This is a genomic window from Bradyrhizobium sp. CIAT3101 (assembly GCF_029714945.1).
Classification (GTDB): Bacteria; Pseudomonadota; Alphaproteobacteria; order Rhizobiales; family Xanthobacteraceae; genus Bradyrhizobium.
On record NZ_CP121634.1, the window covers coordinates 7124611 to 7144097 of the forward strand.

Sequence of the window (19487 nt, forward strand, 5' to 3'; positions counted from 1 at the left end):
TCTATTGGTTACGGGCCGGAGGCTCAGCGGACGCCTTAGCTGGACTTGGGCTCCAGCGCTAGTGTCCTGGACGCAACCGCACATGTCCGGAGGCAGACCAGGTGACAAGGCTTGCACCGAAGATACCAGGCATATAGGCGCGCCCGGCCCGGGCGGAAGGCAGCCTGGGGCGCGCCCTCAGGGCAGCACTTCGCGCCGCTCGCCGAGCCGGGCATCGAGCTCGGCGCGCTTGTCGGTCAGCAGGCCGGCCTGGGCGGCCTCGATCACGGTAAACAATTCATGGGCGTCGCTGAGCCGGGTCACGGTGACATAGCTGGCGCCGGCCGCGTAGAGCTCGCCGACGTCGGACAGCAGATCGGCGGTGGCGACGATCAGGGCGTTGGGGTTGAGGGTGCGGACGTGACGGACCAGCTTCTCGTTGCTGGCGCCCTTCAACAGCGCGTCTGGCACGCTGAGGATGATCATCTCGGACTTGCCGATCCCGGCATGGAGCAGCGTGTCCGCACTGCTGATGTCGCCATAGATCACGTGCAGGCCGCGCGAAAGCAGGGTCTGGTACACATGGGGGTTGAAGTCGATCACCGTGATCTGTTCCAGCAACACCGGTGTCTGCCGTTCGATCTCGGCCAGCAGCGCGCTCGCCGCACGGAAAAAGCCGAGGATGACGATGCGGCGCGCTTCGCCGTGGCCGCCTTCGTGGCCCTCCTCGGCATGGCCGCCGCCATGGTCGAGATCGCGCAGGCCGATCCGCTTGAGCGGGCCAATGGCCCAGCGGGTGATCTCGTCGCTGCGGGTCATGACGAAGGTCGACAGCACGGCCAGCACCACGAAGGCGAAGGACGCCGCATTGGCCGTTTCGGCTGCGATGTGATTGTCGGCGACGCCGGTCTGGATCACCACCAGCGAGAACTCGGAGATCTGCGCCAGATTGATCGCCGGCAGCAGGCTCGCGCGCAGACCCTGCTTCATCAGATAGAGCGGCGTGAAGGTGGTGACGAGGCGGCTCGCCACGGTGAACGCGGCAATCATCAGGGCCAGCCCGATCACCGAGAGGCCGGGCACGGGAATGGTCATGCCCAGCGCCACGAAGAACAGCGTGATGAAGAAGTCGCGGAGCGTGGTGACCTTGGCCGTGACGTCGAGCGCGTAAGGGAAGGTCGAGAGCGAGACGCCGGCGATCAGCGCGCCCATCTCCCGCGAGAGCGAGAGCTGCTCGGCCGTTTCGGCGACGAAAAAGCACCAGGCGAGAGCCCCGAGCAGGATCAGCTCGGGCCGGCGGGCGATCTGGTGGAACAGGCGCGGCAGCACATAGCGGCTCACCAGCAGCGCGGCCGCGACCAGCACCGCGACGCGGCCGATCGAGAGCAGGATGACGCCGACCTGCAGGTTCGCGAGGCTCGGCTGCACCGCCAGGAACAGGATGGCGAAGATGTCCTGAAGCACCAGCACGCCGAGCGTGATGCGGCCGGGCAAGGTGTCGAGCTCGCGCTTCTCGTAGAGCACCTTGACGATGATGACGGTCGAGGACAGCGCACAAGCGATGCAGAGATACAGCGCGTCGAAATGGCCGCCACCGAGCGAGAGCCCGATGCCGGCAAAGAACAGGATGCCGAGCAGGCAGCCGCCGATGAGCTGGCCGCCGGCCGCGAACAGGATCACCTTGCCCGCCCGCACGATCTTCTTCAGGTCGATCTCGAGCCCGATCATGAACAGCATGAAGATCAGGCCGAGCTCGGAGATGACGCTGATCGACTCCTGCGACTTGACCCAGCCGGCGCCGAATGGACCTATGCAGAAGCCGGCGATAAGGTACGCCAGGATCAGCGGTTGCCGGGAAAAATGGGCGAGCAGGCCCAGCATCCAGGCAAACAGGATACAGAGAGTGATGTCGCGAATGAGTTCGTGCATGCCAGACCGGTCCGTTTTGCCGCACCCTAGAGACCGAGTGCAGCGCGGCAAGCGAGCAATTCGTCACATGCTGACGGGGCTCGCCGTTGCAATGCTGCTATGCCCCCTTGCCATCGCCGGGCCGGCGGTCGCACAGCCCAAAGTGAACCTCGAACAGGCCTTCGCCGACTCGCTCGCGGCGATGCCGAAGGAGGAACTCGCGGTCTCCGGTGGTTTCTACGTGCCGGCCTATTCCAGCGTCGCGATGAGCCAGGGCAAGCTGCGGGTCGATTTCTCGGTGACACTGAGCGTCCACAACGCCTCCGAGACGCAAGCTCTGGTGGTCAAACGCATCGCCTATTTCGACACGGCCGGCAAGCAGGTCGAGAGCTATTTGAAGGCGCCGGTCGCGATAAAGCCGCTCGCGACCATCTCGATCTTCATTCCGACCGACGACGTGCGCGGCGGGACCGGGGCCAATTTCATCGTCGACTGGGCCGCAGCGAGCGAGATCGCCGAGCCGGTGGTCGAAGCCCTGATGGTTGGCGGCGTCGCCAATGCGCACTACGCTTTCATCAGCCAGGGCCGTCCGACCAGGACGGCTGGGAAAAAATAAGGCCGTCCGACCAGGACGGCGGGCAAGAAGTAAGCAGGCGAACGCTGTCGCGACCGCGAATTGAAAAAGACGAAAACAACCCCATGCGCAGTAGAAAATCCGGAACAGCAATGACCTGACAGTCCACCGACGCAGATGCGGATTTTACGAATTTGGTTTGACGCGTCGGGCAAAACACTGGCATGATGGCATCATCAAAACCACAGCGCCCGGTCGGCACCAGGCCGGTCGCTCAATAAAAACAACGAGGAACGCTCCCATGACGTCCAGCTTCGATTTCGCGCCCCTGTTTCCCGCAGGGCTGCCGGCCCCTTCTGCGCGCTGGACGGGCCTTGCCAAATACAGCTTTGTCGGCGGCAATAACGATTCCGAGCAGCTGCCGCTCGACGGGCTGATCGAGGCCGCCAACCAGGCCCTGCAACGCGAGGGCCGCTCGCTTGCGACTTACGGGCTGGCGCATGGTCCACAAGGTTACCTGCCCCTGCGCGAATTCCTGGTGACAAAGCTGAAGCGCGACGGCGGCATCAGCTGCACGGTCGACGATCTCATGATCGTCTCCGGCTCGCTCCAGGCGCTCGACCTCGTCAACAACACGCTGCTGGCGCGCGGCGACACCGTGCTGGTCGAGCAGGAGACGTATCAGGGCGCGCTGCAGCGGCTGACGCGGCTGGGCGTCAACGTCGTCGGCATTCCCCTCGACGACGACGGCATGCGTATGGACGCGCTGGCCGCGACGCTCGCCGATCTGAAGGGCCGCGGCATCCGGCCGAAATACATCTACACCATCCCGACCGTGCAGAATCCGACCGGGAGCATCATGCCGGAGACGCGCCGCGCCGAATTGCTGAAGCTATCGGCCGAATACGGCGTGCCCATCTTCGAGGACGATTGCTATGCCGACCTGGTGTGGTCGGGGCAACGGCCGCCTGCGATTTACGCGATGAGCAAAAATGGCGGCGTGATCCATATCGGCTCGTTCTCGAAGTCGATCGCGCCGGCGCTGCGCGTCGGTTTCATCGTCGCGCCCTGGGATGTGATGTCGCGCATGCTGGCGCTGAAGACGGATGCCGGCTCCGGCGCACTGGAGCAGATGGTGCTCGCCACCTATTGCAAGCCGCATTTCGCCAGCCACGTGCCGGCGCTGACGAAAACGCTGCGCACCAAGCTCGATACGCTGATGGAAGCCCTCAACGAGCAGTTCGGGACTGCGGCCGAGTTCGAGGCGCCCAAGGGCGGCATCTTCCTGTGGGTGAAGCTGCCCGACCAGGTCGATACGCTGAAACTCTATCAGGCTGCGCTTGCTGCGGGCGTCGCCATCAATCCCGGGCCGGAATGGTCGACCAACAAGGGCCACTCAGGCTCGCGGCTGCGGCTGTGTTTCGGGAGCCCTTCGCATCAGCAGATCCGCGAGGGCGTCGCGGTGCTGGCCGAGGTTTGCCGCAAGGAGTTCGGCGTGCCGGCCCGCAGCGCCAATGTGGAGAAGCGCGCTTGAGACTCGCCTAAACCACCCGGGGCTGGCTACCGTGGATCGCGGAAGCCAGCCGCAGCAACAGGACGATCGAGACATTGCCCTTGCCGGCCTCGATCTGGGCGATGTAGCGCTCGGAAATCCCGGAGCGGCGGGCGAGCTCCCGGCGCGACAACTCGCAACGCGCGCGCGAGGACCTCAGGCGTTCGCCCAGCTCGGCCAGAAACGCAGTCTCGGAGTAAGGCGGCAGCGCACGGCTTCCCGGCAGCACCTCGCCCGCGAAATCCATCACTTGATTCAGCATCGCTCTCACCACATTCGCCTTCGGGAGCGCCATCTTGCCCCCCGGCACGGACGGGCTCATTGACGCGGATCAAATTCGCGCGCGATTGACGGCCGGCGTGGACGACCGCGCGCGGGATGCTACACTTTGGAATCGTTCGAGGCGGGGCTTTTCGGGACATGACGTGTTGTTTGAGCCGCTGGATGACGGCGGCGGTGCTTTGGATTGTGTTGACGTCGCTGGCGCATGCGGAGACGCTCGCGGAAACGGTCGAGCAATGGGGCTTGCTCGGCTCATGGGCGGTCGATTGCGCTGTCAGTCCCGACCGCGACAAGGGCGCGCTGCTGACTTACGAAATCCGGAAGGACGGCCGGGTGATGTACCGGCGCAATTTCGGTGACGCCAAGGACGAGAACGAGGTGGTCTCCGCGACGGTCGACGCCGAAGGCGTGCTCAACCTGATGGTGTTCTTCCCATCACTGCGTCAGACGCGCGAATTTGGCGTGATACTTACCAAGGATGGCGGCCTGCGCGCGATCTACAATCGCGGCGAGCGTGGCGAGTACACGATCAGGGATGGCAAATACGTCAAGACCGGCGCGCCGACGCTTCCGCAGCAGCGCTGCGATTAACGATTTACGTTTGAGCATGATCTTTCCGGAAAACCGCTGCACACTTTGCGCTAACGCGGCCCTTCGGGTCGGGATCATGCTCTGATCCTGAATATCCATTCAGAATTCTCTTCCCGTTCCTCCGGAACGTTCGCACGCATGCGTCGTTCTCAATTGCATTACGTTGGAGGAGGACATCATGAAGAAACTTGGTTATGTCGTTGCTGCTCTGGGTGCGCTCGCGGTTGCGGCGCCGACGCTGGCAAGTGCTGAGACCGTCATCGTCAAGCACGGTCATCACGGCCCGTACGGCGCCCGCGCCGAATTCCGCGAGCATCGCGACAACGGCTGGCATCGTGGCTGGCACCATCACGACCGCGTCGTCGTGGTCAAGCGCAGTCATCGCCACTGGGACTAATGCGCAACGCGAACTGGAAATGGCCCCTCGCGGGGCCATTTCTTTTTCTTCCTTCTCCCCTTGCGGGAGAAGGTGGCATAGGCGGCCTCCGGCCGCCGTTCCTAAGAACGCCGAAGCAGAGCTTCGGCTATGGCGCCGGATGAGGGGTATCTATCGATACGGTTGGATGTGTGTAGGAGGATAGATACCCCTCACCCGTCTCGCCGCTTCGCGGCGAGCCACCCTCTCCCGCAAGGGGAGAGGGTGAAGAGCAACCTAATCCCAGGCCGGCGCGAAGCCGGGATTGACGCAACGCTTGTCCTTAGGGAGCGCGGCGATTTTCTTGCGGTCGGCGTCATCGAGCGTGATCTTCAACGCGTCCAGATTGGCCTGCTGGCTCTCGCGGCGGGATGCCTTCGGGATCGCGGCGACACCATCCTGGTCGAGCAGCCATTTCAGCGCCACTTGCGCGGCGCTCGCATTGTGCTTGGCGCCGATCTCGCCCAGCACCGGGTCTGTGGCGAAGCGGCCCTGCGCCAGCGGGCAATAGGCGACGAGCGGGATCGACTTCGCGTTGAGATAGGCCAGCACCTTCGATTGATCCAGCATCGCGTGATATTCGATCTGGTTGCAGGCGATCGGCGCCTTGACGTCCTCGACCGCGACCTTGAGCAGCGCCGTGGTGAAATTGGCGACGCCGATCGCGCGCGTGCGCCCCTCTTCCTTCAGCTTCATCAGGGTCTCGAACACCGCGCCCCAGTTCGCCGATTTCGACGGCCAGTGCACGAGATAGAGATCGACATGGTCGAGCCTCAGTTTGTTCAGGCTGGCATCGAAGGCGCGACGGATCGCATCCGGTGTCAGGTTTTCGTGCCACACCTTGGTCGTGACGTGCAGCTCGCCGCGCGGCACGGAGGCTGCCGCAAGCGCGGCGCCGATGGCCTCCTCGTTGGCGTACATTTCGGCGGTATCGATATGGCGATAGCCGATCGACAGCGCGCTCTCGACAGCCGCGCGGCAGGCATCGCCCTGCATGCGGAAGGTGCCGAGGCCGAGCTTGGGCATGCTGATGCCCTGTGTTTTCAGATTATCCATGAAACAGGCTCCCGAGGTATTTCAGCCCGCCGGATGCGCGCGGCGATGCCGCGTGAGCAAACTCTTCGGTGATGGAAAAGAGGTGGCGGGAGCAGGCAGTATAGCGTGGCAGGCGCGCGGCGGCCAATCACGAATGCTGCGCAACCATAGCGGGGCGCGCCTGCGGCTGCGGCACGATGTCGACGGACCAGAGATCGCGATTATCGACGTCCTTCAAGGTTACCGTCATCACGCCGCTTATGCCATCGATGTCGACGCGGCCGAAGAACTGCAGGCCGAAGCATGGCGCGAGGTTCTCGCCCTGGGCCTCGCTGCACCCGTTCCGGTACATCGCCACGGGGCCAAACGTGTTGTCGAGCGCGCCGGGTCCCCAGGTGCCTGCATGCAAGGGGCCGGAGACGAACTCCCAGAACGGGTCGAAGTCCTGGAATTGCGCCTTGTTCGGATCGTAGTAATGCGCGGCCGTGTAGTGCATGTCGGCGGTGAGCCAGACGATGTTGCGGACACAAGCACGCTTGATGGAGGCGAGGAGATCGGCGATCTCATGCTCACGCCGGTCGGGCGGCCCGTCGCCGAGCGCGACGGCATCGAGGCTGATCAGCCCGATCGGAAGATCGGCCGCGATCACCTTCCAGGTCGCGCGCGAGGCGGCGAGCTCCCGCTTCAGCCAGGCGAGCTGCTCGGCGCCAAGAATCCAACCGCGATGATCGTCGCCCTTGTTCCAGGAGCCATCGCGGTAGCTGCGCATATCGATCATGAAGACGTCGAGCAGCGGGCCGTACGGGATCTTGCGATAGACCCGTCCCTGCCGCGCACCGATGTCCCGGATCGGCATGAAGTCGAAGAAGGCGCGCCGGGCACGTGCAACCAGGCGCGGGGTGCCGTCATCCTCATAGCCGGCCTCGTCATAGCTGCCGGTGGGCGACCAGTCGTTGGTGACCTCGTGATCGTCCCATTGCGCGAACATGGGCACCTCCGCATGGAAGGCGCGGAAATTCTCATCGAGGTGGTTGTATTTGTAGTTGCCGCGGAACTGCGCCAGCGTGTGTGCAGCCTGCGCTTTCTCCTCGGTCACGACGTTGCGCCAGATCTCGCCGTTCGGCAGCTTCTGCTCGGACGGGATCGTGCAGTCGGCATAGATGTGATCGCCGGAGTGGATGAAGAAATCCGGGCGGTTGTCGCGCATGGTGCGATAGCTGCGATAGCCGCCGCGGGAGATGTCGATGCCCCAGCCCTGCCCCGCGACGTCGCCCGACCACAGGAACGAGACCGAGCGCCGCTCGGCCGGGGCGGTGCGAAAATGGCCGACGCGGCTTTCGCCGGCGATGCCGGTGGCGATGTCGTCGAAGCGCACGCGATAGAAGATGTCCTGCCCGGCCGGCAGATCGTCGAGCTGCAGTTTAGCCGTGAAGTCTGCATCGCCCAGCGCGTCGCGCGATCTCGATGCGATGATGGTCTTGAAGCTTTCGACGGTCGCGTAGTCCACCTGCATGCGAGCAGGCCGATCCGCGCGCGCCCAGATCACGGCGGAGCCATCCGAGACGTCGCCGGACTGGATGCCGCCCGCGATCTGCGGGCGATCGGCGGCGCGGCTGATGCGTGGCTTTGCGAGCGAGGCGACGGCAAGGGTGGAAGCAGAGCGGACCAGGAACTGTCGCCGGGTCCATGCGCGCGAAGCGCGGAGCGTTGCCATTCAGGAGACCTTCGTCGAATCGCGACGGAAGGTGCCTGCGCCGTTTGACTCCCGGCTTACGGTTTCTTGACCCTATGCCTACGGTTTTGCGACGTGGGGATGACGAGCGAGATGCAGCCGCGGCGACGGTCCACTCCGTCGCCCCGTTCTTGCGGTAGGGCTATCGCGTATGGGCTTGGCGAGGCCTGAGCGAGCGCCTCGTCCTTCGAGACGACCGCTCCGCGGTCTCCTCAGGATGAGGCTGAACAGCAGCTTTGCCCGTCGAAATTGTTGCCACGTACTCCGTCCTCATCCTGAGGGCCCGCCGGAGGCGGGCGTCTCGAAGGATGGCCACAGGCGAGCTTCCCGCCTGGTTCTTACGGGGAGAGGTGAAGCGGCCGTAGCGCTGGGCTCAATGCTTCCAGTTACAGATGCCGCCGGAACGACACGGCCATGTCTGGATACGGGTATCCATCGCCTGCGCGTCCAGCGGATTGCCGTGGCGATGCGCGAGCTTGGTGCGGGCTGCGCCACGCGGCTGCGCGCTCTTCCCCTGCGCGACCTTCGGCTCCGACACGCGCACACGTTCGGCCGCAACCTTCTTCGGCACGTCGACCGGTTCGGCACGGGCTTGCGCTTCGTTGCCGCCCTTCGCCTCCAGCGCGACGGGAGCGAATTGCGTCTCCGGCCCGAGCCGCTTCGGCGACAGGACAGCCTTGGAGAGGTCGAGGCCGAGATATTCGTCAGGCTTGTAGTCGTCGGCGCGCGCGATGCCGCCCACTGCAAATACGAGGGCAATGGCAATCGCAAAAGGAACGCTTTTCAGGACCACGGACGCCTCCTGAAATTGAAGATTAAAGGAGTACTCTACCTGTATTTAGGAGGCGCCGCGTGCAATTCCAGCGGTCAGTTCCCGCCGTGGTTAAGAAGTTTTGCGGTGTCAGGCGACCTTTCGCGTCGCACTTGTCCCATCCAGGAACCCCATCAACCGGCTGCGGATGATTTGTTCCGCCTCGCTCATGATGCGATCGACAAGTTCCTTGCAGGTGGGAATGTCGTGGATGAGACCTGCGACCATGCCGCAGCTCCAGGCGCCGGCATCCATCTGCCCGTCGAGCATGACCTTCGGATAGACGCCCGCGACCTGGTCATGGATGTCGTCGATCGTCAGCTTGTCGCCCTTGGCGTGCTCGATCTCGAGCAGGCGATCGACATTGGCGTTCTTCAGCACGCGCTCGGTGTTGCGCAGCGCCCGCATGATCAGGCGGGTGTCGAGCTCGGTCGCCGCGACCAGCGCGTTCTTCACGTTCTGATGGACGGGTGCCTCCTTCGTGGCGATGAAACGCGTGCCCATGTTCATGCCGGCCGCCCCCAGCGACAGGGCTGCGACGAGGCTGCGCCCGTCGGCCATGCCGCCGGAGGCCACGAACGGGATCTTCAATTCCTCCGCCGCACGCGGCAGCAGGATCATGTTGGGAATGTCGTCCTCGCCGGGATGGCCGCCGCACTCGAAGCCGTCGACGCTGACGGCATCGCAGCCGATCCGCTCGGCCTTCAGCGAATGACGCACCGAGGTGCATTTGTGGATCACCTTGATGCCGGCGGCCTTCAGCGCCGGCATGTATTGTTCCGGGCTGCGTCCCGCGGTCTCCACGGCCTTGACGCCGCCCTCGACGATGGCTGCGATGTATTCCGGATAAGGCGGTGCCGAGAAGGTCGGCAGGAAGGTGAGGTTCACACCGAACGGCTTGTCGGTGATGTCGCGGCAACGCGCGATCTCCTTGGCGAGCAGCTCCGGCGTCTTCTGCGTCAGGCCGGTGATGATGCCGAGCCCGCCGGCATTGGAGACGGCGGCGGCAAGCTCGGCAAAGCCGACGAAATGCATGCCACCCTGGATGATGGGATGCTCGATGCCGAACAGTTCGGTGATCGCGGTCTTCACTTAGTTCTCCTCCCGGAATTTTGCTGATGTCGAGATCAGTCTAGCCGTAGTCTCGTGCCACGGTCACCATTTCTCGCCGAAGGGGCGAATCTCCATCTCGAAGGTCCAGGCACTCTTCGGCTGCTGATAGAGCTGCCAATAGGAATCCGCCACGGCCGACGGCGGCATCAGCAGATCGGGATTATCGAGCGCGTTGGGCCCGAGCGCCTCGAGCCGGCGCTGCCGCACCCATTCGGTGTCGACCCCGGAATCGATGATGAGATGGGCGACGTGGATGTTCTTCGGCCCGAGCTCGCGCGCCATTGCCTGCGCCACCGCACGCAGTCCGAACTTGGCGCTGGCAAAGGCCGCAAAACCGCTGCCGCCGCGCAACGACGCCGTCGCACCGGTGAAGAAGATCTTGCCGCCGCCGCGCGGCAGCATCAGCCGCGCCGCCTCGCGCCCTGCCAGGAAGCCGGAATAGCAGGCCATCTCCCAGACCTTGCGGAATACGCGCTCGGTGGTGTCGAGGATCGGGAAATTGACGTTGGCGCCGACGTTGAAGATGCAGACCTCGAGCGGCGCGTGCTTGTCGGCGTCGTTGAGGAAGGAGATGACCTCCTCCTCCTTCCGCGCGTCCAGCGAACGCGCATGGATCTCGCCGCCGGCCGCTTCGATGTCCGTCACCAGCGGTGCGAGCTTGTCGCCGTTGCGGCGGCCCGCATAGATCGAAAAGCCTTCGGCAGCGAATTTCTTGGCAATCTCCGAGCCGATGAAATCGCCGGCCCCGATCACGGCCGCAGTCGCGTTTCGCTTGGGCAAGGTCGCCTCCTCCGATGAGCGCTGATTGAATTGGAGGCTATAGTTCTAAAATAGAACTGTCAAATTCGTCGATCGAATGCTAGGCTGAGATAGAAATACCTCTGATCATTCAAGTCAGTTCCTTTTTCAGACTTATGGCAAGGCCGGAGATCGGATCATGAAGTGGGATACGCTCGACGAGGAGCCCTGCTCGCTCTCCCGCACCGTCGCCGTGGTCGGCGACCGCTGGACGCTCTTGATCCTGCGCGAATGTTTTCTGCGCGTGCGTCGCTTCGAGGCGTTTCAGTCTTCGCTCCAGATCACGCGGCATCTTCTCTCGGAGCGCCTGAAGAAGCTGGTCCGCTTCGGCATCCTGCGCCGCGTCCCCTATTCCGAGGCGCCGAAGCGCTACGAATACATCCTCACGCAGAAGGGGCTCGACCTCTACCCGATCATCATGGCGATGGTGCACTGGGGCGACACCCACATGGGCGACGAGCGCGGCCGCCCGCTGCTGCACGAGCACAAGCAGTGCGGCAAGCTGTTCGATCCCGTGATGGTGTGCTCGGAATGCGGCGAGCCGCTGCATGCCAAGCAGGTGCACGTGCATGCGGGACCGGGACGGCGGGGCGCTGACGCGGCCTAATGCCCCCGCGCCGGCGCGCGGAGATTGATCGGACGCAGCACGGCCGCCGTCGGGATCATCAGCACGGCGATGATCGCAAGGGTCCAGAACACGTCGATATAGGCGAGGAAGTCGACCTGCTGCTGCAAGGTTCTGCCCACCCAGGCGACCGCCTGCGAGGCCGCATCGCTCGCATTCGAGCCTTGGGCCTGGAAGTAGCGTGTCATTGCGTCGATGGTCTGCTGATAGCCGATGTCCGACGGCGCGGCGTGCTCGATCAGGCGGCTCTGGTGGAATTGCTGGCGCTGCGCCAGAACCGTCTGCGCCAGCGCCACGCCCATGGAGCCACCGATGTTGCGGGCGACGTTGATCAGCGCCGAAGCCTGGTTGGTCTTGTCGGGCGGCACGCCATCGTAGGAGGCGGTCGTCACCGGCAGGAACAGGAAAGGCAGTCCTATCGCAAGAAAGACGCGCGCCAGCGCCGCATAGCCATAGGTGATATCGCCGTTCAACCCGGTCAGATGCCACATCGAGAAGGCGACCACCGTCGCACCGAACATGATGAGATATTTCGGCTGCACCGTGCTGACGAGCTTGCCCACCACCGGCATCAGCACCAAGGTGGCGATACCGCCGGGCGATAACGCAAGACCGGCCAGCAGCGCCGTATAATTCAGCTCGGACTGGAGCAGTTGCGGCAGAATCTGCGTCGTCGAAATCAGCACCGCGCCCGTGCCGAGCATGACCAGGAAGCAGGCGGCGAACTGCCGCCGGCCGAGCAGACGGAGATCGATGATCGGCTCCTCGCGCGTCAGCTCCCACGGGATCAGCACGAGCAGCGAGGCGGCAGCGAGCACCGCAAAGAACACGATGATGTTGGAGCCGAACCAGTCGTTGCGCTGGCCTTCGTCGAGCACGTATTCGAGCGAACCAAGCCCGATCGCGACCAGCAGGAAGCCGATGTAGTCGACGCGAAGGCCCTTCTCGAGCAGCGCTTTTCTCTCCTCTTCGGCCCCCGACGGCTCCTTGACCAGCATGCCGACCAGAAACAACGAGAGCAGCCCCATCGGCACATTGATCAGGAACACCCAGTGCCAGGTATATGTGTCGGTAATCCAGCCGCCGAGCGTCGGGCCGATCACCGGCGCGACGACCACGGCGACGCCATAGATGGCGAAAGCCTGGCCCCGCTTCTCCGGCGGGAAGGAGTCGGCGAGGATCGCCTGCTCGCTCGTGGCCATGCCGCCGCCGCCGAGACCTTGCAGGATGCGGAAGAACACCAGCGACTGCAGATTCCAGGCAAAGCCGCACAGAAGCGACGAGATCGTGAAGGTCGCGACACAGATCATGTAGAAGCGCTTGCGGCCGATCACGGTCGACAGCCAGCCCGAGATCGACAGCACGATGGCATTGGCGACGAGGTAGCTGGTGATGACGTAGGTGCTCTCGTCGATGCCGACCGCGAGCCCGCCGGCGATGTGGCGCAGGGCGACATTGGCGATGGTGGTGTCGAGCACTTCCATGAAGGTCGCGATCGAGACCACGAACGCGATGAGATATGGATTGTGTCCGCCGGCCGCCGAGCGTTCCGGCGACCAGCCGCCGGAAGACGCGCCCTCTTGCGTGGCGTCCGTCATCGCACCCGGGTCCAGGGCACGACCGACATGCCGGGACCGACCGGCAGATCGGCGGGCCAATTGTCGACGACGATCTTCACCGGCACGCGCTGCACGACCTTGACGTAGTTGCCGGTGGCGTTCTCCGCCGGCAGCAGGCTGAAGGCGGTGCCGGAGCCCGGCTGCACGGAATCGACATGGCCGGTCAGCTTGCGGCCGGGATAGGCATCGATACGGATCTCGACCGGCTGGCCTGGCCGCATGTCGTTGAGCTGGGTCTCCTTGTAGTTGGCGACGATCCAGACCTCGTCGGGGACGAACATCATCAGGCTCTGTCCCGCGGTCACGAACGTACCCTTCGCGCCGGAGAGCTTGACGACACGGCCCGACTGCGCTGCGACGACATTGGTGTATTGCAGGTTCAGCCTGGCCTGGTCGAGTTGCGCCTGCGACTGCTGGAGCTGCGCCCTGGCGCCTTCGAGCTGCGCCTGCAGCGTCTTGATGCCGACCTGCGCGGCCGTCACCGCGGTCTTGGCGCGCTCGGTGTTGGCCTGCTGGGCCTGAAGATCGGAGCGGGTCTGCTGCTGGCGTTGCACGGTGCCCGCGCCCTTCTCGACCAGATCCTGGGCGCGCGCAAATTCCTCCTGCGAGAACTGAAGCTGGGCCTGCGCCTGTTCGAGCTGGGCTTGCGCCTGCTTGATCTGCTCCTGCTGGGAATCGGTCTGCGCCGCGACATTGGCGATGTTGGCCTTGGAGACCTCGACCTGCGCCGAAGCCTGGTCCACGGCGATGCGATAATCGCGCTCGTCGATCTTGGCGATGAGATCGCCGGCGTTGACATGCTGGTTGTCCGTGACCGGAACGTCGGTCACGTAACCGCCAACCTTCGAGGCCACGGAAAAGCTCCGCGCGGCGACGAAAGCGTCGTCGGTGGATTCGTAATGGCGGACCTCGAGCCAATAGAGCAGACCGCCGACCAGTGCCGCGATCAGGATGACGGCGCCGACGGTTGCGAGCAGCCAGTGCTCGCGGAGGCGCTCGCGCAGCGACGGCGTCTTGTCCGGCTTCCCAGACTGATCCTCGGCCTGCTGCTTTGGATCGGGCGAGTTCCTTGGAGCTTCCACCTTCTGCGGTTGCTCCGCGGACGGCTCACGTTCCCGGGTTTGAGCATCCACGATAAACACCTCGATTGAACGGCTTGGCCGCGCACGCCGGAGCCTAACCGCAGCCTGGAGGCTAGGTTCCGGATCGTCCGAGCACCGCTGTCATTCGTGAACGCATTGCGCAAAAAAAGAAGCGCGGCCACGCGTGCCGCGCCTCACTCAAAACCCGCGCACTTCGTTCAGTGCGTCTTGGTCTCGTGCCACTTCTCAAGGTCAGGCTTCTTGTCGCCCGACTTCTGTTCCTTCTCCGGATTGCCCTTCCAGGGCTTGTCCGTCTGGGCATGCGAGCCCCAGTCATTCTGACGCCGGGGATCGTCGTTGGGCTTTTCCTGGCTCATCGGATTTCCCTCTGTGTCTGACGCCTAAGCGAAGGGGACGCCGTAATAGGAGTTGATGCCGCGCATGGCGGCGTCATCGCCCCAGTTCCAATCGCTGCGCTCAGCGTATTTCGGCGCACCTTCGAGCGACTTGGCGGTGATCCCGGTGACATAGCCGCCGAGCTCGGTGTCATATTTCAGCGACTGCCAGGGCAACGGATAGTGATCGTTGCCGAGGCCCAGGAAGCCACCGAAGCCGAGCACGGCGTAGGATACCTTGCCGCTGACCTTGTCGATCATCACGCGTTCGATCGAACCGATCTTGTTACGATCGACGCCATAGACCGATGTTCCCTCGACCTTGTCGCTGCCGATCAATCGACCCATCTCGCCGCGGTTCAGCTCGCCTTGATTCAACATTTCGATTCTCCACTCAGCCGGTGTGTGAAGGATCAACCGGACGCGGAGATGATCGTTCCTGTGCATCTTTGACCCACAGGAACATCGCTCGCAACGGGCTGTTCTTGATGTCTCAGATCAGGAACCGGGAGCCGCCCACGATGTCCCAGACCGTCTCCGACTTCATCGTTCAGCGCCTGCATCAGTGGGGCGTGCGCCACCTCTTCGGTTACCCCGGCGACGGCATCAACGGCGTGTTCGGCGCGATGAACCGGGCGGAGGCCAAGATCGATTTCGTGCAGGCCAGACACGAAGAGATGGCGGCGTTCATGGCGAGCGCCTATGCGAAGTTTTCCGGCGAGCTTGGCGTCTGTATCGCAACCTCGGGGCCCGGCGCCTCGCATCTCATCACCGGCCTCTATGATGCGCTGCTGGATCACCAGCCGGTGTTGGCAATCGTCGGCCAGCAGGCGCGAAATGCGCTGGGCGGGAGCTATCAGCAGGAACTCGATCTCGTCTCGATGTTCAAGGACGTTGCCGGCGCCTATGTCGCGCAGGCCTCCTCATCGGCTCAGGTGCGGCACCTGATTGATCGCGCGGTGCGCGTCGCACTCGCACGGCGCGCCCCGACCGCAATCATCCTGCCCAATGACCTCCAGGAAGAGCCCTATGATGAGCCACCCCGCGCACACGGCACTCTGCATTCCGGTGTCGGCTACAGTGCCCCGCGCGTGATCCCGCGCGAGGCCGAGCTCGACCGTGCCGCGGAGGTGCTCAACGCGGGCAAGAAGGTTGCGATGCTCATCGGCGCCGGTGCGCTCCAGGCGACCGAAGAAGTGATTGGCGTGGCCGATCGCCTGTCGGCCGGCTGCGCCAAGGCGCTCCTCGGCAAGGCGGCACTGCCGGACGACATTGCGTGGGTGACCGGCTCGATCGGCCTGCTCGGCACCCAGCCCAGCTACAACATGATGATGGAATGCGACACGCTGCTAATGGTCGGCTCCGCGTTCCCCTATGCCGAATTCCTTCCAAAGGAAGGCGCCGCGCGCGGCGTGCAGATCGATATCGATGCCAGCATGACCTCGATCCGCTTCCCCATGGAGGTCAGCCTCGTCGGCGATGCCGCCGAGACACTGCGGAGCCTGCTGCCGCGGCTCACACCCAAGACCGATGGTGGCTGGCGCAAGGGCATTGAGGACGACGTCAGCAAATGGTGGAAGACACTCGACGCCCGCGCGCACCAGCCCGCCGCACCCGTCAATCCGCAGCTGGTTGCCTGGGAACTGTCGCCGCGCCTGCCTGATCGCGCCATCATCACCAGCGATTCCGGTTCCTGCGCCAACTGGTTTGCACGCGATCTCAGGATGCGGCGCGGCATGACGGCCTCGCTGTCCGGCGGTCTCGCCTCGATGGGCGCCGCAGTGCCCTACGCGCTCGCCGCGAAATACGCTCATCCGGACCGGCCGGTGATCGCACTGGTCGGCGACGGCGCTATGCAGATGAACAACATGGCGGAGCTGATCACCGCCGCGAAATATTGGCGATCCTGGCGCGATCCGCGCTTCATCGTTTGCGTCTTCAACAACGAGGATCTCAACCAGGTCACCTGGGAGCAGCGCATCATCAATGGCGATCCCAAGTTCGAGGCCTCGCAGCGGATCCCCGACGTACCCTATTCGCGGTTCGCCGAGATGATCGGCCTCCGCGGCATCTTCGTCGATAGTCCGCAACTGCTCGGCTCCGCCTGGGAGCAGGCGTTGGCGAGCGAGATGCCGGTCGTGCTGGAAGTGAAGACCGATCCCGAGGTGCCACCGCTGCCGCCGCACATCACCCTGCAGCAGGCCAAGAACTTCTCGGTCGCCTTGATGAAGGGCGATCCGAACGAGAGCGGCGTCATCAAGGGAGCAGCGCGGCAGGTGCTCGAAAAGATCCTACCCGGAAAGAACTGAGGTGAACCATGAGCGACTTCCGCGATATCCAACATGGCGTCAACGATCCTGTCGACGGCGTCGACGTGAAGCATCAGATCAACACCAACCAGACACCGCATGAGCGGGCGCAGCACCATGCCGATGTGCGCGCCCCCGCCTCGGCTTCACCATCCGAGCCGTTCCTGCCAGAAAGACTTCGGCGCAAGCCGACCGATCCGATCAATCCGCGCACCGGCCGCCGTCCGACGGATTAGGAACCTCGATCCCAACCGCGTCGCGCCGCGAGCGCCCGGCTCGCTGCGGCTTCGCTGGCATCGGCTACAGCGTAAGGAAACACAGATATGGCCGCGCAGGACCTCATCGATCCCGTCACCCGCTATCCGAAGCCGCCGTTCAAGAAGCAGTCGCAGCCCTGGCCTGGCCTCGCCAGCAAGATGGAGCCGCGACCGGACCACGGCGAGACCAGCTACAAGGGATCCGGCCGCCTCGCCGGCCGCAAGGCGCTGATCACCGGCGGCGATTCCGGCATGGGCCGCGCGGCTGCGATCGCCTATGCGCGCGAGGGCGCCGACGTCGTCATCAATTATCTGCCGGCAGAGGAGCCCGACGCACAGGAAGTGATAGCGCTGATCAGGAAGGAAGGCCGCACCGGCCTCGCGATCCCCGGGGATCTCAAGGACGAAGCCTTCTGCAAGGCGCTGGTCGAGCAGGCTGTGCAGGGCCTCGGCGGCCTCGATATCGTCGTCAACAACGCCGCCCGTCAGCAGGCGCGCGCCTCGATCCTCGACGTCTCGTCGGAGGATTTTGACGCGACCATGAAAACCAATATCTACGCGCCATTCTGGATCATCAAGGCGGCCCTGCCGCATCTCAAGCCGGGCTCCTGCATCATCGGCACGACATCCGAGCAGGCTTATGATCCCTCGCCCGATCTCTACGACTACGCACAGACCAAGGCGGCGACCATGAACTACGTAAAGTCGCTCGCAAAGCAACTCGCCTCCAAGGGCATCCGCGTCAACGGCGTCGCGCCCGGGCCGATCTGGACACCGCTCCAGGTGTCCGGCGGCGCGACGATGGAGAAGCTGGAAAAGTTCGGCGGCATGACACCGCTCGGCCGCCCCGGCCAGCCGGCCGAGCTTGCCTCGATCTATGTGCAGCTTGCCGCCGCCGACGCGAGCTATGCGACCGGCCAGGTCTACGGCTCCGCGGGCGGATCAGGGCAGCCGTAACGCCTCTCCTCAGGAACGATCGTCTGCGTTCGGCTTTACAAAACTGTCACGCAGAGCCTTTCGCCAACGTCGGATCAATGGCGCTTGTAACGATCAAACCCTCACGGATCGACATCGCGATCGCGAATGAGATCGCAGACCACACCAACCCCGAGCTCGAGGAGACTGCCGAAGCGCTGACCTGGGGTGCTGACGAGCATGTGCTGCTCGCCCTCGCCGCTGCAGGCTGGCTCTACGCCAGGAAGCGACCTGCCGAGGAGCGCCGCGCGGCCAACCACATCCTCGTCGTGTCGCTGGTGACGGCGATACTCCCGCACATCCTGAAATCCGCATTCGATCAGATCAGGCCGGACCGACTGACGATACGAGGCCATCGCCGCGGCATCCCGTTCTCGGGACGGGCGCACGATGCCTTTCCATCCGGACACGCCGTGCACATGGGCGCACTGGCATCCGCTGCCGGCCTGCTGCCGCCGCCCCGGCGACGTCTCGTGCGCTTCATCGCGGCGGCTCTGTCGTTGACGCGCATCGGGCTTCTCGCGCATTGGGCCAGCGATGTGGTCGCAGGCTTCACCCTCGGCATCGCCATCGAGCGGATACTGAGGCCGTGGACGCTGGCAACGCAGAGCACGAAGCCCACGGGTCGGCGGCCCAGTCATGACTGAGTACGTGCTCCGCTTCATCGCCGGCGGCGCGATCGTATCCGCCTTCGCAATCGTCGGCGACATGTTGCGGCCCAAGAGTTTTAGTGGCCTCCTCGGCGCTGCGCCATCGGTGGCGCTGGCGACGCTGGGCATCGCTCTCGTCCAACACGGAGCGCGATACGCTGCGGCGGAAAGTTGGACCATGATCTATGGCGCGGCAGCCCTCGCCTGCTACAGCTTCGCCGTTTGCCAGCTCCTGATGAGATTTCGCCTGTCGGCGCTACCCGCCACGATCATCGCTTCCGTTGTATGGCTTGCCGTAGCCTTCGCCCTGCTCGCGGGTTTCGGAGGTGCTGCCTGATGCTGGTCAAACTGTCATCGTCGGCCCTGAAGCAAACGCGTTGGTACGAGTACGGCTTTCGTTTCCTGCTCGGCGGACTGGCAACGGTTTTCGCAGGAATCGTGAGTGCCCGCCTTGGCGTCGCCGTCGGTGGGCTGTTCCTCGCGCTACCCGCCGTCTTCTGCGCCAGCGCAACGCTGATCCAGAGCCACGAGCGTCGAGCCAAGGAGGAAGCCGGATTCGCCGGGCGAAGACGCGGGCAGCAAGCCGCAGCTCTCGATGCGGCGGGTGCCGGCTTGGGGAGCATTGGTCTCGCGGCGTTCGCCGCCACTTTCTATGCCTTGGTTGTCACAACCGCTGTCGGCGCATTCGCGGCCGCCATCCTGGTATGGGCTGTGGTCTCGGTTTCGGCGTGGCGGTTGAGGCGGAAGCTTCGCGCCACCTCCCACCACGCGGGCTGAACGCTGAG

General features: G+C 64.2%; 22 protein-coding genes. 11 read left to right on the forward strand and 11 right to left on the reverse strand.

Going from position 1 to position 19487, the window contains the following annotated elements; translation table 11 throughout:
• Window positions 1-177: 177 nt before the first annotated feature.
• Window positions 178-1908 carry a cation:proton antiporter gene (locus QA645_RS33280; RefSeq protein ID WP_283045452.1) on the reverse strand — a complete coding sequence of 577 codons (1731 nt, stop codon included), beginning with the start codon at window positions 1906-1908 and terminating at the stop codon, window positions 178-180.
• Between the two features lie 67 nt (window positions 1909-1975).
• On the opposite strand from QA645_RS33280, the gene QA645_RS33285 reads away from it, so the two are divergent.
• Both QA645_RS33285 and QA645_RS33290 read left to right on the forward strand, forming a co-directional pair.
• The gene (locus tag QA645_RS33285; protein WP_283045453.1) at window positions 1976-2503 is read left to right on the forward strand and encodes a DUF3124 domain-containing protein; all 528 of its coding nucleotides are present in this window, start codon (window positions 1976-1978) and stop codon (window positions 2501-2503) included.
• Window positions 2504-2762: 259 nt separating this feature from the next.
• Complete coding sequence (locus QA645_RS33290; protein WP_283045454.1) at window positions 2763-3995, forward strand: PLP-dependent aminotransferase family protein; 1233 nt, start codon at window positions 2763-2765, stop codon at window positions 3993-3995.
• A 7-nt stretch (window positions 3996-4002) separates the two neighbouring features.
• Here QA645_RS33290 and QA645_RS33295 read toward each other — a convergent pair whose 3' ends face one another.
• The gene (locus tag QA645_RS33295; RefSeq protein ID WP_283045455.1) at window positions 4003-4275 is read right to left on the reverse strand and encodes a helix-turn-helix domain-containing protein; all 273 of its coding nucleotides are present in this window, start codon (window positions 4273-4275) and stop codon (window positions 4003-4005) included.
• Between the two features lie 158 nt (window positions 4276-4433).
• On the opposite strand from QA645_RS33295, the gene QA645_RS33300 reads away from it, so the two are divergent.
• The gene (locus QA645_RS33300) at window positions 4434-4886 is read left to right on the forward strand and encodes a hypothetical protein (protein WP_283045456.1); all 453 of its coding nucleotides are present in this window, start codon (window positions 4434-4436) and stop codon (window positions 4884-4886) included.
• Window positions 4887-5064: 178 nt separating this feature from the next.
• Window positions 5065-5283 carry a hypothetical protein gene (locus QA645_RS33305; RefSeq protein WP_254129555.1) on the forward strand — a complete coding sequence of 73 codons (219 nt, stop codon included), beginning with the start codon at window positions 5065-5067 and terminating at the stop codon, window positions 5281-5283.
• A 255-nt stretch (window positions 5284-5538) separates the two neighbouring features.
• Here the strand turns inward: QA645_RS33305 and QA645_RS33310 are convergent, their stop codons facing one another.
• From QA645_RS33310 to QA645_RS33330, 5 genes are all read right to left on the reverse strand, one after another.
• On the reverse strand, window positions 5539-6357 hold the full coding sequence (locus tag QA645_RS33310; RefSeq protein WP_283045457.1) for an aldo/keto reductase: 819 nt from the start codon (window positions 6355-6357) through the stop codon (window positions 5539-5541).
• A 127-nt stretch (window positions 6358-6484) separates the two neighbouring features.
• Window positions 6485-8050 carry an alkaline phosphatase D family protein gene (locus tag QA645_RS33315; RefSeq protein ID WP_283045458.1) on the reverse strand — a complete coding sequence of 522 codons (1566 nt, stop codon included), beginning with the start codon at window positions 8048-8050 and terminating at the stop codon, window positions 6485-6487.
• Between the two features lie 391 nt (window positions 8051-8441).
• A complete protein-coding gene (locus QA645_RS33320) occupies window positions 8442-8861 on the reverse strand; it encodes a hypothetical protein (RefSeq protein ID WP_254129552.1) in 420 nt (139 codons plus the stop codon).
• Between the two features lie 108 nt (window positions 8862-8969).
• Window positions 8970-9971 carry a nitronate monooxygenase family protein gene (locus QA645_RS33325; RefSeq protein ID WP_254129551.1) on the reverse strand — a complete coding sequence of 334 codons (1002 nt, stop codon included), beginning with the start codon at window positions 9969-9971 and terminating at the stop codon, window positions 8970-8972.
• A 63-nt stretch (window positions 9972-10034) separates the two neighbouring features.
• The gene (locus QA645_RS33330; protein ID WP_283045459.1) at window positions 10035-10772 is read right to left on the reverse strand and encodes an SDR family oxidoreductase; all 738 of its coding nucleotides are present in this window, start codon (window positions 10770-10772) and stop codon (window positions 10035-10037) included.
• A gap of 157 nt (window positions 10773-10929) precedes the next feature.
• Here QA645_RS33330 and QA645_RS33335 point away from each other — a divergent pair, with 157 nt between their 5' ends.
• A complete protein-coding gene (locus QA645_RS33335; protein WP_254192381.1) occupies window positions 10930-11397 on the forward strand; it encodes a helix-turn-helix domain-containing protein in 468 nt (155 codons plus the stop codon).
• Here the strand turns inward: QA645_RS33335 and QA645_RS33340 are convergent.
• The 4 genes from QA645_RS33340 to QA645_RS33355 all read right to left on the reverse strand — a co-directional run bounded on the left by QA645_RS33340 (window position 11394) and on the right by QA645_RS33355 (window position 14892).
• On the reverse strand, window positions 11394-13013 hold the full coding sequence (locus QA645_RS33340; RefSeq protein ID WP_283045460.1) for a DHA2 family efflux MFS transporter permease subunit: 1620 nt from the start codon (window positions 13011-13013) through the stop codon (window positions 11394-11396). The two genes, QA645_RS33335 and QA645_RS33340, sit on opposite strands and share 4 nt — an antisense overlap.
• Entirely contained in the window at window positions 13010-14167 is a 1158-nt protein-coding gene (locus tag QA645_RS33345; protein ID WP_283045461.1) for an HlyD family secretion protein, read from the reverse strand. Before QA645_RS33345 ends, QA645_RS33340 begins: the two co-directional genes overlap by 4 nt.
• Before the next feature lie 167 nt (window positions 14168-14334).
• Complete coding sequence (locus tag QA645_RS33350) at window positions 14335-14493, reverse strand: hypothetical protein (protein WP_283045462.1); 159 nt, start codon at window positions 14491-14493, stop codon at window positions 14335-14337.
• A 24-nt stretch (window positions 14494-14517) separates the two neighbouring features.
• A complete protein-coding gene (locus tag QA645_RS33355) occupies window positions 14518-14892 on the reverse strand; it encodes a PRC-barrel domain-containing protein (RefSeq protein ID WP_283045463.1) in 375 nt (124 codons plus the stop codon).
• A 140-nt stretch (window positions 14893-15032) separates the two neighbouring features.
• Here QA645_RS33355 and QA645_RS33360 point away from each other — a divergent pair, with 140 nt between their 5' ends.
• From QA645_RS33360 to QA645_RS33385, 6 genes are all read left to right on the forward strand, one after another.
• Window positions 15033-16820 carry a thiamine pyrophosphate-requiring protein gene (locus QA645_RS33360; protein ID WP_283045464.1) on the forward strand — a complete coding sequence of 596 codons (1788 nt, stop codon included), beginning with the start codon at window positions 15033-15035 and terminating at the stop codon, window positions 16818-16820.
• A gap of 8 nt (window positions 16821-16828) precedes the next feature.
• Window positions 16829-17056, forward strand: a complete 228-nt coding sequence (locus QA645_RS33365) for a hypothetical protein (RefSeq protein WP_283045465.1) — start codon at window positions 16829-16831, stop codon at window positions 17054-17056.
• 87 nt (window positions 17057-17143) lie between these two features.
• Window positions 17144-18034: an SDR family oxidoreductase gene (locus tag QA645_RS33370; RefSeq protein WP_283045466.1), complete on the forward strand. Its 891-nt coding sequence runs from the start codon at window positions 17144-17146 to the stop codon at window positions 18032-18034.
• A 77-nt stretch (window positions 18035-18111) separates the two neighbouring features.
• Window positions 18112-18699, forward strand: coding sequence for a phosphatase PAP2 family protein (locus tag QA645_RS33375; protein ID WP_283045467.1), 588 nt, complete (start codon window positions 18112-18114; stop codon window positions 18697-18699).
• The gene (locus tag QA645_RS33380) at window positions 18692-19039 is read left to right on the forward strand and encodes a hypothetical protein (protein ID WP_283045468.1); all 348 of its coding nucleotides are present in this window, start codon (window positions 18692-18694) and stop codon (window positions 19037-19039) included. The genes QA645_RS33375 and QA645_RS33380 overlap by 8 nt, the downstream gene beginning before the upstream one ends.
• Complete coding sequence (locus tag QA645_RS33385) at window positions 19039-19479, forward strand: DUF3147 family protein (protein ID WP_283045469.1); 441 nt, start codon at window positions 19039-19041, stop codon at window positions 19477-19479. Before QA645_RS33380 ends, QA645_RS33385 begins: the two co-directional genes overlap by 1 nt.
• The last annotated feature ends 8 nt before the right edge of the window (window positions 19480-19487 follow it).

Coding starts and splice junctions, on each gene's coding strand:
- QA645_RS33350 (WP_283045462.1), bottom strand. CDS start 14,493: ATGAGCCAGGAAAAGCCCAACGACGATCCCCGGCGTCAGAATGACTGG.
- QA645_RS33340 (WP_283045460.1), bottom strand. CDS start 13,013: ATGACGGACGCCACGCAAGAGGGCGCGTCTTCCGGCGGCTGGTCGCCG.
- QA645_RS33300 (WP_283045456.1), top strand. CDS start 4,434: ATGACGTGTTGTTTGAGCCGCTGGATGACGGCGGCGGTGCTTTGGATT.
- QA645_RS33375 (WP_283045467.1), top strand. CDS start 18,112: ATGGCGCTTGTAACGATCAAACCCTCACGGATCGACATCGCGATCGCG.
- QA645_RS33295 (WP_283045455.1), bottom strand. CDS start 4,275: ATGCTGAATCAAGTGATGGATTTCGCGGGCGAGGTGCTGCCGGGAAGC.
- QA645_RS33355 (WP_283045463.1), bottom strand. CDS start 14,892: ATGTTGAATCAAGGCGAGCTGAACCGCGGCGAGATGGGTCGATTGATC.
- QA645_RS33380 (WP_283045468.1), top strand. CDS start 18,692: ATGACTGAGTACGTGCTCCGCTTCATCGCCGGCGGCGCGATCGTATCC.
- QA645_RS33385 (WP_283045469.1), top strand. CDS start 19,039: ATGCTGGTCAAACTGTCATCGTCGGCCCTGAAGCAAACGCGTTGGTAC.
- QA645_RS33365 (WP_283045465.1), top strand. CDS start 16,829: ATGAGCGACTTCCGCGATATCCAACATGGCGTCAACGATCCTGTCGAC.
- QA645_RS33360 (WP_283045464.1), top strand. CDS start 15,033: ATGTCCCAGACCGTCTCCGACTTCATCGTTCAGCGCCTGCATCAGTGG.
- QA645_RS33370 (WP_283045466.1), top strand. CDS start 17,144: ATGGCCGCGCAGGACCTCATCGATCCCGTCACCCGCTATCCGAAGCCG.
- QA645_RS33280 (WP_283045452.1), bottom strand. CDS start 1,908: ATGCACGAACTCATTCGCGACATCACTCTCTGTATCCTGTTTGCCTGG.
- QA645_RS33315 (WP_283045458.1), bottom strand. CDS start 8,050: ATGGCAACGCTCCGCGCTTCGCGCGCATGGACCCGGCGACAGTTCCTG.
- QA645_RS33290 (WP_283045454.1), top strand. CDS start 2,763: ATGACGTCCAGCTTCGATTTCGCGCCCCTGTTTCCCGCAGGGCTGCCG.
- QA645_RS33310 (WP_283045457.1), bottom strand. CDS start 6,357: ATGGATAATCTGAAAACACAGGGCATCAGCATGCCCAAGCTCGGCCTC.
- QA645_RS33335 (WP_254192381.1), top strand. CDS start 10,930: ATGAAGTGGGATACGCTCGACGAGGAGCCCTGCTCGCTCTCCCGCACC.
- QA645_RS33305 (WP_254129555.1), top strand. CDS start 5,065: ATGAAGAAACTTGGTTATGTCGTTGCTGCTCTGGGTGCGCTCGCGGTT.
- QA645_RS33285 (WP_283045453.1), top strand. CDS start 1,976: ATGCTGACGGGGCTCGCCGTTGCAATGCTGCTATGCCCCCTTGCCATC.